The following is a 15,546-nucleotide window of genomic DNA, read 5'->3' on the forward strand; positions in this document are numbered from 1 at the left end:
CAGCGCAGTCAACACCGAAGGCGTATGGGCCGCCCGGTCGCGCAACCGCGGCGCCGCGATGAGCAGGACCTCGATCGCGCCGGGTGCACCAAAGGGGTGCGCCGGACTACACCTTTAGGAACAGGTGGCCCTTTCCGGTTCCCGTGTGGCGACGAATTTGACAATCCGACGGCGTATGTGAAAAGACGTCAACAATATCCGGGCTTTGTGGACAATCACCCCCGGATATTGGCAGAATCGGCGAAGTCAGGCATGTGCCGAGCGATCGATGTGCGCGTCGAGTACCCGGATCCGCAGGAGTACGAGGTGTCATGCACAAACTCGACAGGAACGAGCAGGCCCGGTTCGTCCCACCGGGACCGGGCCGCAACCGGGGCCGGACCAGGCGGCCACCGAGGTCGCCGTCACGACCGGTCGCCGGCCCCGGCAGCGGATCGATCGACATCCTGATAGCCGGCGACCACACCCTGCTCCGGGAGGGGCTGGCGGAGTTCGTCACGGCCGAGCCCGACTTCCGGGTCGTCGGCCAGGCCGGCAACAGCGTGACCGCCGTGCAGTCGGTGGCCGCCAAGCGGCCGATGGTCGTCCTGCTGGACGTCGGGATGCCCGACCACCCGGTCTGCGCCACGGTGCAGCAGATCAAGCGGATATCGCCGGGCACCCGGATCATCGTGCTCGCGATGGACGACGATCTGCGCCTGCTGCAGGACGTCCTGACGGCCGGCGCGCACGCCGTACTGGTCAGGTCCGCCAGCCGCCAGGAACTGGTCGGTGTGATCCGCACCGTCTGCTATGAGGCCAACAGCGTGCTGGTCGTCTCGCACCGTAACGCGACCCAGCTGGCCGTGCCGGCCGACAATCCGTTGAGCCGGCGCGAGGTGCAGGTGCTCGAGCTGGCCGCCCTCGCGCTGAGCAACGCGCAGATCGCGGCACGGCTGTGCATCGTCGAGGGCACGGTGAAGCGCCATCTGACCAACATCTACACCAAGCTGAGGGCCGTCTCGCGGATCGACGCGGTCAACAAGGCGAAGGCGGCACGCCTGCTACAGCCGCACGACCCGGTGGTCCGGTAGCGGCCCGGCTTTCATTCGTCGGGGGTGAGGTGGGCCGGCGGCCGCTGCGGGACGTTCGACCTGATCAGCGCAGCGCCGCTCAGGAGGATTGTGATGGCCGACGTGCCCGACCGCCACGCCCGCGTGATGCTACCGATCCCGGACCGGCCGGCGCCCGGCCTGACGACCTACGACGCCAAGGACCCGGATACCACGTACCCGCCGATCGAGGCATTGCGGCCGCCCGAGGGCGCGTCGAACGTGTTGATCGTTCTCCTGGACGATGTGGGTTTCGGCGCGTCTAGCGCGTTCGGTGGCCCGTGCGCGACGCCGACGGCGGAGCGGCTGGCGGCGGGCGGCCTGAAGTACAACCGGTTCCACACGACAGCGCTGTGTGCGCCGTCGCGGGCGGCGCTGCTGTCGGGCCGCAACCATCACTCGGTGGGGATGGGCAGCATCACCGAGACGGCGACGTCGGCGCCGGGCAACAGCTCGGTGCGGCCGAACACCAAGGCGCCCCTGCCGATGACCCTGAAGCTGAACGGGTACTCGACGGCCCAGTTCGGCAAATGTCACGAGGTGCCGGTGTGGCAGTCGTCGCCGATGGGGCCGTTCGACGCGTGGCCGTCGGCGGGCGGCGGGTTCGAGACGTTCTACGGCTTCATCGGCGGGGAGAACAACCAGTGGGATCCGGCGCTGTACAACGGCACCACCCCGGTCGACCCTCCGGCGACCGCGGAGCAGGGCTATCACCTCACCGAGGACCTGGCGGACCGCGCGTGCAACTGGGTGCGTCAGCAGAAGGCCCTGATGCCCGACAAGCCGTTCTTCATGTACTTCGCGCCGGGCGCCACCCATGCGCCGCACCATGTGCCCCAGGAGTGGGCGGACCGTTACCGGGGCCGGTTCGACGACGGTTGGGACGTGCAGCGTGAGCGGACGTTCGCGCGGCAGAAGGACCTCGGCGTCATCCCGCCGGGGGCGGAACTGACCGAGCGGCACGCCGAGATCACGGCCTGGGACGACATGCCGGATCAGCTCAAGCCGGTGCTGGCCCGGCAGATGGAGGTGTACGCCGGGTTCCTCGAGCACACCGATCACCAGGTCGGCCGACTGATCGACACCATCGATGAGCTCGGCGTGCTCGACGACACGCTGGTGTACTACATCATCGGCGACAACGGCGCCTCCGCCGAGGGAACCATGAACGGCGCCTTCAATGAGATGGCGAACTTCAACGGCATGGCGGCGCTGGAGACCCCCGAGTTCCTGCGCGACAAAATGGCCGAGCTCGGCACTCCCAGCTCCTACAACCACTACTCCGTGGGCTGGGCCTGGGCAATGAACGCCCCGCTCCAGTGGACCAAGCAGGTCGCGTCGCACTGGGGCGGCACCCGCAACGGGGCGATCGTGCACTGGCCGGCCGGATTCGCCGAGCGGGGCGGGCTGCGCTCGCAGTTCACCCACGTCATCGACGTGGCACCCACGATTCTCGAGGCGGCCGGGCTGCCCGAGCCGATGATGGTCAACGGTGTGCAGCAGTCGCCGATGGAGGGCACCAGCATGCTGTACACCTTCGGCGATGCCGGCGCCGCCGAACGCCACGACCTCCAGTACTTCGAGATGTTCGCCAACCGCGGGATCTACTTCCAGGGCTGGACGGCGGTGACCAAACACCGCACGCCCTGGATCATGGTCGGTGACGACCTGCCCGCCTTCGACGACGACGCGTGGGAGCTGTACGGCCCCGACGACTACAGCCAGGCCGCCGACCTGTCCGCAAAGATGCCGGACATGCTGGCCAAGCTGCGACGGCTCTGGCTCATCGAGGCCACCAAGTACAACGTGCTGCCGCTCGACGACCGGACCGCCGAGCGGCTGGAACCGGGACTCGCCGGCCGGCCCACCCTGATCCGCGGCAACTCGCAGCTGCTCTACGCGGGCATGGGGCGGCTGTCGGAGAACAGCGTGGTGAGCATCAAGAACAAGTCGTTCTCCGTCACCGCCGAGATCGAGGTGCCGGACGGCGGAGCCGACGGCGTGCTGATCGCGCAGGGCGGCCGGTTCGGCGGCTGGTCCTTCTATCTCAAGGCCGGCCGGGCCAAATTCGTCTACAACGTGCTCGGGATCCAGGAGTTCGCCGTCGCGGCCGACGCCCCGGTACCGGCCGGCCGGCACCAGGTCCGCATGGAGTTCGCGTACGACGGGGGCGGGCTGGCCAAGGGCGGCGACGTCACCCTGTACCACGACGGCACCGCCGCGGGCCGCGGCCGCGTGGGCGCCACCCAGCCGATGATCTTCTCGGCCGACGAGACGACCGACGTCGGCTACGAATCCGGCACCACGGTCACGCCCGACTACACGGCCGGCAGCAGCCGCTTCACCGGCCGGATCAACTGGGTGCGGATCGATCTCGGCGACGACGACCACGGCCACCTCGTCGATCCCGACGAACGCCTGCGCGTCGCCATGGCGCGGCAATGAGGCGGCCTCAGGACTCCGGTTCACGGCCGGGAGGCTGATCGCGTGCCGGGTACCCGAGAAGCTCGACGAGGTCACCCGCGGCCGCGGTGAAGGCCGCGTAGACGTCGTCGTCGAAGTGATTGCGCCAGTCGCCGGGCTCCCCTTTGCGGTAGTGGGAGACCGTCGTCGCGCTCCCTCGGCCGCCGCGCATTCTCGCGAAGCTGTACCGGGACTGGAGCGCCGCCAGGTCGGCGGGCGGTAGGAGGATCCCGCAGTGCCGCAGCAGCCGATCGAGTTCGTCCGCCTGGTGTTCCCCGGTCAGGTCCTCGTACCGGAAGAAGCGGACGGCCTCCGCGCTCGGAGCGGTCGCCCATGCCCGCAGGGATCGGAAGGTGCCCTTCCTGGAGAGATGACCGATGACATGCAGCAGGCCGTCCTTCGGCGAGCTGTCCTGGATGGCCCGCCGCACCTGCGGAACGTCACCCATCGGCGTGTGTGAACTCCGATAGGAGAAGTAGCTGGAGACGACCATGTCGCGCGGATCCCGGAGCACGAAGAACGCCTGGTAGCGGTCGGGCTTGGGAATGCTCATGAAGCCCTGGTGCGAGACGAACAGGGACACGACCGCGCGGCCGGGCGGGAAGGCCAGCGGCGGATGCCACCTGTAGGGGCGCGGGTCGTAGGGCAGCAGTCCGGAGTAGCGGTACACGGCGGGGTCGTTGAACAGGGCCTTGATCCATTGGCTGGCCGTCTTGCGCATGGTGCAGTGGTAGATGTTCTGGTACTCACACCGGGATTGCACCGGGACCGTGAGCCGGAGTCTGGCGTTGTGGGCTTCACACATCGCCCGTCGCGCCACCACGCGCACGGAGTTCGGTGTGTGGTGCTTGGCGAACCTGACGGCGCGATTCATCATCGCCTGGAACCTCTCCCTACCTGCGCGGCCGGGGGAGCACCGCAGGACAGCCGAGACGTCTGTTCAGGGGTGTTGGACTGTGGGTTGCGGCACTCTACACCACATTCGACGATCCGGCGCGGGCGAATACCACATATGGGTGATAGCCCTACATGGCAGCCGGGGCTACGCTGAAGACTTCGATAGCCGTGGTCCCCTGCTGCTCAAGAAGTGGGTAGCGCGCCTGTTCTTCCGGTGCCTGCCTCTCTGGAGTAGCCATGCCCGTGGAACTGAAGCCGCCCTACCTGATCAACCACGCGCCGGCCCGCGGTGACGGCCGTGTCGCGGTCACCGCGGACGTGGCCGGTGCGGTGATCGAGGTGGCCGTTCATGGCCGCTGGAATCCGTCGCTGCGCATGGACGCCTGGGCGGCGGTGACCAAGTGTTTCGCGCAGCACCCCCCGACGGTCATCGTCGATCTCCACGACCTCGGCGACCCGATGGCCGCCAGCGCTCCGGCCTGGTGGACGATGGGCACGGCGGGGGCGGCGATGCGCCCGCCGGTGTCGGTGGCGGTGTGCCTGCCGACGGCGACGGCGCTGGCCGCCCGGCTCAACCGGATCGGCGCCAAGCGGCACCTGTCGGTGTTCGCGACCATGCCCGAGGCCCACATCGCGGTGGCGGGCCGGTCGCCGATGGTCAAGTGCTTCCAGCTGCCGCTGGCGCCGCGGCCGGACGCGGTGTACCGGGCCCGGTCCCTAATCGCGGAGGCCTGTGAGGCGTGGAGGCTGCCCCGGTTGCTGGGCCCCGGCCGCCTGGTCGTCGCCGAGCTGGTCGCCAACGCCGTCGAGTACGCCGGCACCGACGTCGTGGTCACCGTCTGCCGGCGCGGCACCGGCCTCCACCTGGCCGTCAGCGACGGCGACCCGCGGCTGCCGAGGCTTCTCGACCCGCCACCACCGGACCGGTCGACGTCCGGCGTGCGGGGCCGGGGGCTGCACGCCGTGCACGCCGCCGCGATCGCCTGGGGCGCCATGCCCACGGCCACCGGCAAGGTGGTCTGGGCGGTGCCGCGCCCGGAGCCGGCGTAGACACCCGCGGGCCGTCAGGCCGCTCTGGACACGGCGCCGCGCCTACGCCGGGCGAGGAAGAAGAACGCCCCGGCCGCGGCGACGATGATGAGAACCGCCACGGCGACGATGACGGCGGCACGCTCGGCGTCGAACCGGGACGACGACGGTGGTCCCGGGTCGCCGAGGGGGTTGGCGGGCACGTCGGGCAGCGCGGCGGTGACCGCGGCGTTCGCGTCGACGATGCCGTACCCGTAGGTGTCGTCGCGGCCGGGGGCACCGCGGTCGGTGGCCGTCAGCAGGATCCTGTTGATCACGTTCGGGGCGGTCAGATCCGGGTACCGGGACCGTTGCAGGGCCACGACGCCGGTGACGAGCGCGGCGGCCACCTGATCGCCGTCGGGTGACAGGAGCGGGCCGTAGCCGCTGCCGTCCTTCGCGCCCGGGTCCAGGCCGATGATCTGGTCGCCCTGGCCGGCGGTGACGGGGTCGGGGCCGGGAGCGCGGAGGGTCACCCGGCTGTCGGGCTGTACGCCCGCGGGTAGCTCACCGTCGCGGTCGACGCCGCCGACGAGCAGGACCCCGGCGCGTTGCTGCGGCGGTAGCCGGGCGCCGTCGTGCAGGGCCATGACGACGATGACGTCGTTGGCCAGGGCGTACCGGATGCCGTCGAAATCCCGGCCGAGCCGATCGAACTGGGCCTGGGAGAAGTTGATGACGTCCACGCCCGAGTCGACCAGCCAGCGCATGCACCGGTCGGTGTCGCCGGCCGGCCCGGGGCAGATGATCGGCCTGACCTTCGCGCCGGGCGCGGCCCCCAGCTGCCCGGGCTCGCCCCGGGCCGTCATGAGCCCGATCTGCGCGGTCGCCGTGTCGTCCGCCAGCGGGTAGTCGGCGGGCGCCTGTTCGACGTCGTCCCAGAGGCCGCCGTCGACCCGCATCGCCGGCAGCACGCTGTCACCGAGATCGGGATGGCCGGCCGGCAGCCCGTTGGTGAGCAGTCCGATGGTGACGCCGTCACCCCGGCTGACCCGCTGGGCGTCGGCCACGTGGATCCGGTCGAGGTACCACTGATCGCTTCGCGGGCTCGCCAGGGCCGGCGTCGCCGGCAGAGCCACGGTCGCGACGACCAGCGCGATCGCGGCGACCACACGCCCCGAGCCCCGCGGCGGCCGCCGCATCACACCGTGACCATCTGCGGCCATGAGTCGCCCAGCTCGCCGGTGACCTTCTTGGCGTCGACCATCTTGTTGATCACCTCGGTGACGTGGTTGACGCCGTTCTCGAGGCCCTCGTACATCGCGTTCACCGCGATCTGGACCAGCTCACCGCTCTTGCCGATCGCCTCGAGCGCACCGATGACGGTCGCCGCGTCGACGATCGCCGCACCCAGGGCGCCGGCGATGTCGAACAGGGGCTTGAACAACGAGACGATGTAGGCGGCGTTGGCGGCGGCGAGCTCGGCGAGCCAGCTCGCCATGTCGCCGCCGGCGGCGGCGAGCCCGTCGATCGCCTTGACCTGGATCGGCACCCGCTGGTCGTACGCGCGCTTCGCCGGGCCGTCCCAGTTGTTGACGTTGATGGTGTACGTCGCCGCGGTGTCCGACATCGCCGTGACCGGGGCGTGTACCCGGTCGAGCCAGTCGAACGCGCGGGTGATCAGCGAGAAGACCGGGATGCCTTCGTCGAGGATCTTCTTCACCAGGGCGAGGACCTCCACGACGGCCTTCTTCAGCCGCTCCATGGCGTCGTGCACCTTGTCGCCGTAGAAGTGGGCGACCGCGATGCCGCCGAGGCCGCCCAGCCAGCTCACCTTGCCGAGATCGGAGAGCGTCCCGTTGACCGTGTCGATCAGCTTGTCGAGGGCGTCGCCGGTCTTGCGGTGCTGGTCCGCTACCTTCTCCGACGAGGCCTTGAGGGCGGTTCCGGCATCGTTGATGTTCTTACCGTCGCCGGGCGGCGGGGCCATCGGGAATCACTCCGTTCGCGTCAGGGAATGCCAGGGTCTCGCGGTGCTAGCTGCCGTAGATGCGGCTCAGGTCGTAGGCCGCCTTTCCGTCGGTGGCCTCGTACTCGTCGTGTGCGCGGTGCAGCGCCTCGTCGATCTGCTTGAACTCGGCCGCGGCCTCGCCCGCCAGCTTCTCCACGAGGTGCCAGACGCCGTCGTAGGCGTTCTTCGCCGCCTGCGCGGTGATCGGGTTGTTGGTGAAGAAGGCCGTGACCTGTAGCGCGAGGTCGCCGACCTGGTGCTGGACCGCCGTCATGTCGGTCGACAGGGCCGACCACTTGGCCGCCTCGTCAAGCAGGGCCTGCTTGACCACGCGTGTCTCATCGGGATTCCCCGCCATCAGGACCTCCGTTCTCCAGGGTGGGCCGCGCTCCGGATCAACTGGCGGCCTGGGCGGCTCGCGCGGCAGCACGGAAGGCGCCCAGGGCCTCCTGCGCGAGGGTGCCGTTGGTCGCCATGGCCGGCAGGCGGCTCAGCAGCACCCGGATGCCGTGGATCTGACCACCTTGCACGGTGATCTCGAGGAACCCCGACGGGCCGGTCACCGACGTGTCTCGGCGCTGCGGGAGCGCGACGTCCGGGTTGTCGCCGTAACGCTCGAGCATCTCGATCTGCCGCAACTGGTCCTGCACCTCGCCCAGCAGTTCGTCCGGTGCGAGATGGCGGCGGCGGTGCGACCGCAGGTCGTCCTCGGCCTCCTGCTCCAGCCGGGCGTCGTCGACGTCCCGCGCCGCCTCCTCGAACGCCTGCGCGCCGGCGGTGAGTAGCTCACCGACCGCTTCGCCGTACGCCTGCATGAGCGCCTCGCCGAGGCTCTCGCGGTGCAACCGCTGGTCCCACCGCGGGTCGAAGTGGACCTGCTCGACGAGCTGGCGACCGTCGACGGTGACCGTCACGGTTCCCGAGCCGTCCCGGCCCTCGAAACGCGCTCCCGGCCGGACCGCGGCGTTCGTGGCCTGGCTCAACGCCCGCAGCTCCACGCTGACGCGCCGCAGCCGCGAGAAGACGTCGTCGCCCGGCGGCGCCGGCCGCGGGGGTCCACCGTGGGGATACGCCATGACCGGTCGGCCCGCCTTCCGCGCTCGAGGAGCAGCCCTTCGCTGCGTCGGCAGGCACGCTACTAGCAAACGGCCGGTCGACGCTGCCCCGCCCGCCACGAAGGTGTGCGGGCGGCGTCGCGTCTCAGGCCCGGCGTCTCAGGCAGATCAGCTTTCCGCCGGAGTCGACGGCCACCGTCTCCCAGCCGCTGTTCTCCAGCAGCTCCGCGGCGGACAGCAGGACGTCCACCCGGCCGAGGTCACTCGGATGGATCTTGGTGTCGGCGTAGTACGAGGACAGGGCGATGACCAGGTAGATCAGGCGGAAGGGATACCCCTCGAGCGACACCCGGCCATAGAGAACGTCTTCGGCCTCGAAGATGCGAGGCGGGCGCGGCAGCATCGATCCAATATCGCATCAACCGTCAACGCCGCGCACCCGGCCCTCGGCCCGCCGTCAGACCTGCTGCTGTGCCTGTGCCTGCTGCTGGCTCGCGTGCCACGCGGCGTACTGCTGCGCGGCGTACTGCTGCGCGGCCTGCTCGTGTGCGGTCCGGGCCTCCGTGACGAAGACGGGGTGCGCCTTCGCGAATCCGACCGCGTTGCCGTCGCGGTCGACGAAGCCCTGCGGCAGCAGCCGGTAGCTGCCGCGGGCCAGCACCCCGAGGCCGACGACGCTTGCGACGATGGCCGCGAGCACGATCCAGATCACGGCGGGGCCGGCCAGGTCCGGGCCCGCGAACGCGACCACGATCAGCAGGACCAGCGGGAGGATCAGCCCGGCCCCGATCAGCGCTCGCTTCTTGTGCATCTCCCGGCACCGGGCGCAGAACGGCCAGGCCTCCGCGCGCACCTCCTTGCGCAGCACCAGGACCGCGATGAGGTACGGCAGGGCACCGGCGAGCAGCAGCGCGTAGGTCCAGCCCGGCTGCTTGGAGATGAACCGGACCCGCTTGCGCAGGACGGCCGGCTCGCCGTGCCGGGTGCAGACCCCGGGTACGCCGGCGCCGGAGGTGACCATACCGGCCGGGATGTCGATGCTCACGTATGCCTCACAGCGGGAGATTTGCCGACGAACGGACGAGCCGAAGATCATCGAGCCGGCCCGGCGCGAGACAATAGCAGCTCAGGGCCTCAGGCGAGGCCCGCCTCCCTGGCGAGGATCGCGGCCTGGACCCGGGAGGTGCAGCCGAGCTTGGCGAGGACCCGGGAGACGTGAGTCTTCGCGGTGGCCTCGCTGATGGCGAGGGCCGCGGCGAGGCCGGCGTTGGACAGGCCGCGGCCCAGCGCGGCGAGGACGTCCCGCTCCCGTTCGGTGAGGCTGTCGAACGACGCCGGGGCCGGCGGCGGCGCCGGTGTGGGCCCGGTGGAGACGAACGCGGTGAGGAGCCTGCGGGTCACCTCGGGCGCCAGGAAGCCGTCGCCGGCCGCGACCCGGCGTACGGCGTCGATCAGGGCCGCCGGCTCGACGGACTTCAGCAGGAAGCCGGCGGCGCCGGCGCGCAGGGCGCCGAACAGGTAGTCGTCGAAGTCGAAGGTGGTCAGGATCAGGACGTCGGCGAGCCGGGCCGAGGTGATCGCGCGGGTGGCGCTGATGCCGTCGGTGCCGGGCATCCGGATGTCCATCAGCACGACGTCCGGGCGCAGCGCGGTCGCCTGGCGTACCGCGACGGCGCCGTCCGCGGCCTCGCCGACCACGGTGATGTCGGGCGCCTGCTCCAGCATCAGCCGCATCCCGGCCCGGATGGCGGCGTGATCGTCGGCGACCACGACACGGATCTGCGCCTCGGTCACGACTCCGCCGCCTTCGCCGTGGCCTCCGCCGGGTGCAGCGGCAGCGTCGCGCGTACCCGGAAGTGGTCGCCGTCGCGGCCGGCGGTGAGCTCGCCGCCCAGCAGGGTGGCCCGCTCGCGGAGCGACACCAGGCCCGTTCCCGAGCTGAGCGCGCGGTGGTCGACGCCGTCGGCGCGGGTCAGGGTGTTGGTGACGGTCGCGGTCACCCGGTCGCCGGCCCGCCGGACCTCGAGGCGGACGGCCGAGCCCGGCGCGTGCTTGCCCGCGTTGGTGAGCGCCTCCCGCACGATGCGGTACACCGTGTGTGACACCACCGCCGGAATCCCGGGGACCTCAGCGGTGTGCGTCTCGATTCGCAACCCGCCGGCGGCGGCCTCCGCGACCAGGTCCGGCAGGCGGTCGAGGCCGGCCGGAAGCGTGGGGTCCGTCGATCCGGGGTCGTCGGCCCGCAGCAACATGATCATGGTGCGCATCTCCTCGAGCGCGGCGAGGCTGCTGGTGCGTACGGCCTGGATGGTGGCCCGGTCCCGCCCGGTGTCCGGCGGCCGGGCCAGGGCCGCGCCCGAGTGGATCGCGGTCGTCGACAGGTGCGCGGCGATGACGTCGTGCAGGTCCCGGGCCATCGACGCGCGTTCGGCGAGGACGGCCTCGCGGGCGGTCCGTTCGGCGTCGAGGGCGCCCAGTTGCCGCTGCTGGCGGATGTTGGCCGCCCACCACAGCGGCACGAACAGCAGGGTGGTCAGCTGCAGGCCGATGAACACGGCGATGCGCAGTTCCCCGGAGGCGAGGCCACCGACGACGCTCGCCGTGCCGATGACCACGAACACCACCGTCGTCAGCGCGGCCCGGGCCCGCGCGGTGGCGAACTGCCCGGCCGAGAAGAGCAGGTCGAAGAGGACCAGCACGAGCGCGATGCTGCCGCCGAGCGCCAGGTCGGCGGCGCCCGCGGCGGCGCCGACGCCGAGCGCGATCATGGGACGGCGGCGCTTGCCGAGCATGGCGAGGCAACCGAGGGCCAGCAGGACCGTGTGCCACCAGGCGGGGGCGCCGGCGAGCCGGTCGGTCCCGGAGGTGGTCCAGACGTCGGTCAGGCCGACCAGGTTGAACGCCAGGCCCGCGGCGAAGGTGCCCGCCGCGGTGACGACGTCCTGGAACCGGGTGCTGCTCCGCCAGCGCGCTTTCACCCCCACGCGCCCCATCTCACCACGCGCCTACCGGCCCGGCGTCCGTCGAAGGATGTACGGCACGCGTACCCGGCCATCCTTCGGCCGACGCGGCCGGCGCCGAGCGCACGGCAGGGTGCCGGCATGGACTTCGCGCTCTTGGGTTCGCTGGCGGCGCTCGCTCTGATCGACTCCACCAGCTTCGGGACCCTGCTGATCCCGGTCTGGCTGCTGCTCGATGCCGGACCGGCGCGTACCGGCCGCGTCTCGGTCTTCCTGGGTACGGTCGCCGCCTTCTACTTCGCGGTCGGCATCGCGATCGCGCTGGGTGCCGGCGCCTTCCTGCCGCGGATCGGCGAGGTCCTCGACACCCGCCCGGCGATGTGGGCCCAGCTCGTCCTCGGCGTCGCGTTGTTCTTCTGGAGCTTGCGGCTGGACCGCGGGAAGCGGCCGGCCTCCGGCGGCGGCCGCCTGATCCGCTGGCGCGAACGGGCCCTCGCCGACGGCGGTGTGGCGGGCCTCGCCGGGCTGGCGCTGGCGGCCGCGGCCGCCGAGGTGACGACCATGCTGCCGTACCTCGCCGCGATCGGGCTGCTGACCACCTCCGGGCTGACCGCGGTGCAGATCGCGCCGGTCATGGCCGGATACTGCCTGCTGATGATCGTTCCCGCGCTGCTGCTCCTGGCGGCACGGCTGGCCGCGGGGGACCGGGTCACGCCGCTGCTGAGGAGGATCGGCGACTGGATGGTCAACAGCAACGCGGTGGCGTGGATCGTGGGCATCGTCGGCTTCCTGCTCGCCCGCGACGCCGCCTTCCGGCTCGGCCTGATGAGCTTCTAGCGTGAGCAACCGCCGGAATCCCTGGCGCCGGAGACGTCGGATGGGCAGCATGAGGGTGACGCGGACTCCGTCCGCGCAGACCGAGTCCCGCGGAGGTTCGCCATGGCGGACGGCACGGCTGTCCCGCAGCCCGATGGTGACGACTACGAGTACGACGAGGCACACGACGCCGACGGCCGCGCCCAGCAGCCCCCGGCACCGCCGCCGGTGCGGATGCCCGAGGGCATCCATGTCGCGGACACCGGCGGTGACTACGGCTACGACAGCGCCCACGACCTGAGCTGAAGAGCCCCGCCGTTCCTTGCCGCTTCCTTGAAGCCCGGTTGAGGCTGAGTTGACCTGCGCTGCCGACATTTCTCCTCGACAGCACCGGTTGGCACTCAGAGCTCCGGTCGAAGGAAGGACGTTCTGATGCAGGGTGGCGCAATGAGCATGGTCGCGGCGGCCGTCACGGTGGCCGGCGGTATCGCGGTCAGCTCCGGCGTGATGTGGCAGGCGTCGAGTGCCGCATTCACCGCGTCGACCAGCAACGCGGCGGACACCTGGACCGCGGGTACGGTTGCGCTCGGCGACGACGACACCGGTTCGGCGATGTTCGCGGCGACCAACCTGCGGCCCGGCTCGACCGGCGCGAAGTGCATCAAGCTGACCTACAACGGCAGCCTGTCGGGCAACGTCAGGCTGTACAGCAGCGCCGTGTCCGGCGCCCTCGCGCCGTACGTGGACCTCGTGGTGGAGGAGGGCACCGGCGGCGACTTCGGCAGCTGCACCGGCTTCACGCCGGCGGGCACGGACTTCAGCGGCACCCTGTCCACGTTCGGCACCACCAAGACCGACTTCACCTCGGGCGTGGGCACCTTCGCGCCGACCGGCGCGGGCCAGGCCAGGACCTACCGCTTCACCTACACCGTGAACGCGCTCACGCCGGACGCCGCGCAGGGCGCGACCGCGAGCGCCACGTTCAACTGGCAGGCGGCGAGCTGACGTGACCACCGCGCTGCTGCCGACCCCGCCGGCCCCCACCGGCGTGGGGGAGCCGGACACCGGCACGGTGGACCAGCAGGCGCCCGCGTCGCGGCCCGGGCTCTCCCTGCGCTGGTCGATGCCGCTGCTGCGGCTGGTGGCGGTCGGCCTGCTGGCGGCCGGCGCGGCGATCGTCGCCTGGACGATCCTGCCGCTGGCCTGGGGCTGGAGCTCGGCGGTGATCGTCAGCGGATCGATGAGCCCGCAGGTGCACCGCGGCGACGTCGTGGTCACCTCTCCGCCGGCGGCGGACTGGCGGCCCGCGGTCGGCCAGGTGGTCACCGTGCCGGACCAGACGCACCCCGGCCAGACGGTCACCCACCGCGTCGTCGGGTTCGACGAGCAGGGCCGGCTGATGACGCGCGGCGACGCCAACGGCAGCGACGACGCCTTCCGTACCGCGCCCGAGCAGGTACGCGGGATCGCGCGGCTGCTCGTGCCCCGGATCGGCCTCGCCACCCTGCTGCTGCGCGAGGGGCATCCGGCGCTGTTCGTGGCGCAGAGCGCCGCGGTGCTCGGCGTGCTCGCGCTGGCGCTGCGGCTGCCGGTCCTGCCGCTGAGGCCCCTCGCGGCGATGCGCCGCCGCGCCGCGTGAGGTGATCGAGAACGTTCATGTCCGGCGCGCTCCTGCCGACGTAGACACGGAGGGAGGATCGTGATGGCTGGCGGTACACCGCGGGCACGCCGGGGCCCGCGCTCGGCGCGGCGGACCCGGCCCGGCGGCGCCGCCCGCGGCCTGCGTGCCGGGCTGGCCCTGCTGACCGTGCTGGGCCTGGTCGGGCTCGGGTTGCTGCCCACGAGCCTGGCCGCCTTCTCGGCCACGACCTCGAACTCCGCGTCGTCGTTCACGGCGCGCACCACCTTCGGGCTGATCCAGACGGCGCCGTGCTTCAGCCACGACGGCTCGGGCGGCTGCACGTCGGCCACCGGCATCGCCGCCGGCCGCAGCGCCGTGGTCAGCCCGGACGGCAGGCACGTCTACGTCGCCACCACCTACAGCCCGGACAGCGCCAGAAGTGGCGTGGCCGAGTTCTCCCGCAACGCCACGACCGGGGCCCTCACCCAGCTGGCCGGCCCGGACAGGTGCGTCAGCAACGGCGCCCTCTCCGGCTGCACCGCCATTCCCGGCGCGCTCAGCGGCGTCCAGGACGTCGCCATCAGCCCGGACGGCAGGCACGTGTACGCCGCCGCCTCCACCGGCTCGACGGTCGCGGCCCTCAGCCGCAATGCGAGCACCGGCGTCCTGACCGCGCTGGCCGGCCCGAACACGTGCGTGTACCACAGCGCCGCGACGGCCGTCACCGGTTGCACCTCGGCCCGCGTCCTCGACGGCGCCAGCGGCGTGGCCGTGAGCCCGGACGGGGAGTTCGTCTACGTGGCGTCCAGCCGGTCCGACTCGGTGACGGTCTTCGCCCGCGACGACGCCACGGGCGCGCTGACCCAGCTCGCCGGCACGGCCGGCTGCATCACCAACAGCGCGGTCGGCGGCTGTGTGACCGGCCGGGGGCTGAACCAGCCCGGTTACCTGCGCCTGTCACCCGACGGCAGCAGCGTCTACGTCGCGTCCTCGACCAGCAGGGCCGTCGCGGTGTTCCAGCGCAACCCCACCACCGGCGTGCTCACCCAGGCCGGGACCCCGAACGCCTGCGTGTACGACAGCGGCGCGAGCGCCATCACCGGCTGCACCGCCGTCAGGGGCCTCTCGGGTGTGAAGAACGTGGCGATCGCCCCCGACGGCCGCACCGTGTACACGATGGCGGTGTCCGGTGACGCCGTCGCCGCGTTCACCCGCAACACCGGCACCGGGGTGCTCACCCAGCTCGCCGCCCCGGACGCCTGCGTCTACCGGTCGGGCGCCACCGCGATCACCGGCTGCACCGCCGTCACCGGGCTCGACGGGCCGACCGCGATGACCTTCAGCGCGGACGGGCTGTTCGCGTTCGTCTCCATGTCCACGTACAACGCGGTCCTGGCGTTCCGGCTCAACACCACCACCGGAGCCCTCGCCCAGCTGGCCGGGACCGCCGGATGCCTCCGGCTGAGCGGGACGGGCAGCTGCGCCGCCGGTCTCGGGCTGTCCCTGGCCAACTACGTCACGACGAGCCCGGACGGGCGCGACGTCTACGCCGTCGGCGGCAACGCCAACTCCACCGGGTTCGTGGTACCCCTGAACCTCGCGCACTGAGCGGGACGGCTCGACC

General features: G+C 71.6%; 17 protein-coding genes. 8 read left to right on the forward strand and 9 right to left on the reverse strand.

Annotated elements, in window-relative coordinates; genetic code table 11:
• Nucleotides 1–311 precede the first annotated feature (311 nt).
• Together AB0B58_RS19230 and AB0B58_RS19235 are read left to right on the forward strand one after the other, a co-directional pair.
• Nucleotides 312–1,073, forward strand: coding sequence for a response regulator transcription factor (locus tag AB0B58_RS19230; RefSeq protein ID WP_360225051.1), 762 nt, complete (start codon nucleotides 312–314; stop codon nucleotides 1,071–1,073).
• A 93-nt stretch (nucleotides 1,074–1,166) separates the two neighbouring features.
• Entirely contained in the window at nucleotides 1,167–3,536 is a 2,370-nt protein-coding gene (locus AB0B58_RS19235) for an arylsulfatase (protein WP_360225053.1), read from the forward strand.
• 7 nt (nucleotides 3,537–3,543) lie between these two features.
• Here AB0B58_RS19235 and AB0B58_RS19240 read toward each other — a convergent pair whose 3' ends face one another.
• Nucleotides 3,544–4,431, reverse strand: coding sequence for a sulfotransferase domain-containing protein (locus AB0B58_RS19240; RefSeq protein WP_360225055.1), 888 nt, complete (start codon nucleotides 4,429–4,431; stop codon nucleotides 3,544–3,546).
• A 257-nt stretch (nucleotides 4,432–4,688) separates the two neighbouring features.
• Here AB0B58_RS19240 and AB0B58_RS19245 point away from each other — a divergent pair, with 257 nt between their 5' ends.
• Nucleotides 4,689–5,501, forward strand: a complete 813-nt coding sequence (locus AB0B58_RS19245; protein ID WP_360225057.1) for an ATP-binding protein — start codon at nucleotides 4,689–4,691, stop codon at nucleotides 5,499–5,501.
• A gap of 14 nt (nucleotides 5,502–5,515) precedes the next feature.
• On the opposite strand, the gene AB0B58_RS19250 is transcribed toward AB0B58_RS19245, so the two are convergent.
• From AB0B58_RS19250 to AB0B58_RS19285, 8 genes are all read right to left on the reverse strand, one after another.
• Nucleotides 5,516–6,631 carry a S8 family serine peptidase gene (locus AB0B58_RS19250; protein ID WP_360225059.1) on the reverse strand — a complete coding sequence of 372 codons (1,116 nt, stop codon included), beginning with the start codon at nucleotides 6,629–6,631 and terminating at the stop codon, nucleotides 5,516–5,518.
• A 29-nt stretch (nucleotides 6,632–6,660) separates the two neighbouring features.
• The gene (locus AB0B58_RS19255) at nucleotides 6,661–7,449 is read right to left on the reverse strand and encodes a hypothetical protein (RefSeq protein ID WP_360225061.1); all 789 of its coding nucleotides are present in this window, start codon (nucleotides 7,447–7,449) and stop codon (nucleotides 6,661–6,663) included.
• Nucleotides 7,450–7,495: 46 nt separating this feature from the next.
• The gene (locus AB0B58_RS19260) at nucleotides 7,496–7,828 is read right to left on the reverse strand and encodes a hypothetical protein (RefSeq protein WP_360225063.1); all 333 of its coding nucleotides are present in this window, start codon (nucleotides 7,826–7,828) and stop codon (nucleotides 7,496–7,498) included.
• A 37-nt stretch (nucleotides 7,829–7,865) separates the two neighbouring features.
• A complete protein-coding gene (locus AB0B58_RS19265) occupies nucleotides 7,866–8,546 on the reverse strand; it encodes a YbaB/EbfC family nucleoid-associated protein (protein ID WP_360225065.1) in 681 nt (226 codons plus the stop codon).
• A gap of 124 nt (nucleotides 8,547–8,670) precedes the next feature.
• Nucleotides 8,671–8,928: a hypothetical protein gene (locus tag AB0B58_RS19270; RefSeq protein ID WP_360225067.1), complete on the reverse strand. Its 258-nt coding sequence runs from the start codon at nucleotides 8,926–8,928 to the stop codon at nucleotides 8,671–8,673.
• A 54-nt stretch (nucleotides 8,929–8,982) separates the two neighbouring features.
• On the reverse strand, nucleotides 8,983–9,570 hold the full coding sequence (locus tag AB0B58_RS19275; RefSeq protein ID WP_360225069.1) for a hypothetical protein: 588 nt from the start codon (nucleotides 9,568–9,570) through the stop codon (nucleotides 8,983–8,985).
• Nucleotides 9,571–9,659: 89 nt separating this feature from the next.
• Nucleotides 9,660–10,319: a response regulator transcription factor gene (locus tag AB0B58_RS19280; protein ID WP_360225071.1), complete on the reverse strand. Its 660-nt coding sequence runs from the start codon at nucleotides 10,317–10,319 to the stop codon at nucleotides 9,660–9,662.
• On the reverse strand, nucleotides 10,316–11,509 hold the full coding sequence (locus AB0B58_RS19285) for a histidine kinase (RefSeq protein WP_360225073.1): 1,194 nt from the start codon (nucleotides 11,507–11,509) through the stop codon (nucleotides 10,316–10,318). Before AB0B58_RS19285 ends, AB0B58_RS19280 begins: the two co-directional genes overlap by 4 nt.
• Nucleotides 11,510–11,626: 117 nt before the next feature.
• Between AB0B58_RS19285 and AB0B58_RS19290 the strand changes: the two genes are divergently transcribed.
• The 5 genes from AB0B58_RS19290 to AB0B58_RS19310 all read left to right on the forward strand — a co-directional run bounded on the left by AB0B58_RS19290 (nucleotide 11,627) and on the right by AB0B58_RS19310 (nucleotide 15,530).
• Complete coding sequence (locus tag AB0B58_RS19290) at nucleotides 11,627–12,322, forward strand: GAP family protein (protein WP_360225075.1); 696 nt, start codon at nucleotides 11,627–11,629, stop codon at nucleotides 12,320–12,322.
• A 102-nt stretch (nucleotides 12,323–12,424) separates the two neighbouring features.
• On the forward strand, nucleotides 12,425–12,607 hold the full coding sequence (locus AB0B58_RS19295) for a hypothetical protein (RefSeq protein ID WP_360225077.1): 183 nt from the start codon (nucleotides 12,425–12,427) through the stop codon (nucleotides 12,605–12,607).
• Nucleotides 12,608–12,733: 126 nt separating this feature from the next.
• Entirely contained in the window at nucleotides 12,734–13,306 is a 573-nt protein-coding gene (locus AB0B58_RS19300) for a hypothetical protein (RefSeq protein WP_360225079.1), read from the forward strand.
• Nucleotide 13,307: 1 nt separating this feature from the next.
• Nucleotides 13,308–13,940 (forward strand): S26 family signal peptidase, encoded by a 633-nt coding sequence (locus AB0B58_RS19305; RefSeq protein WP_360225081.1) that lies wholly within the window; start codon nucleotides 13,308–13,310, stop codon nucleotides 13,938–13,940.
• A 63-nt stretch (nucleotides 13,941–14,003) separates the two neighbouring features.
• A complete protein-coding gene (locus tag AB0B58_RS19310; protein WP_360225083.1) occupies nucleotides 14,004–15,530 on the forward strand; it encodes a beta-propeller fold lactonase family protein in 1,527 nt (508 codons plus the stop codon).
• Nucleotides 15,531–15,546 lie beyond the last annotated feature (16 nt).

This window comes from Actinoplanes sp. NPDC049118 (assembly GCF_040648555.1).
Taxonomy (GTDB): Bacteria; Actinomycetota; Actinomycetes; order Mycobacteriales; family Micromonosporaceae; genus Actinoplanes.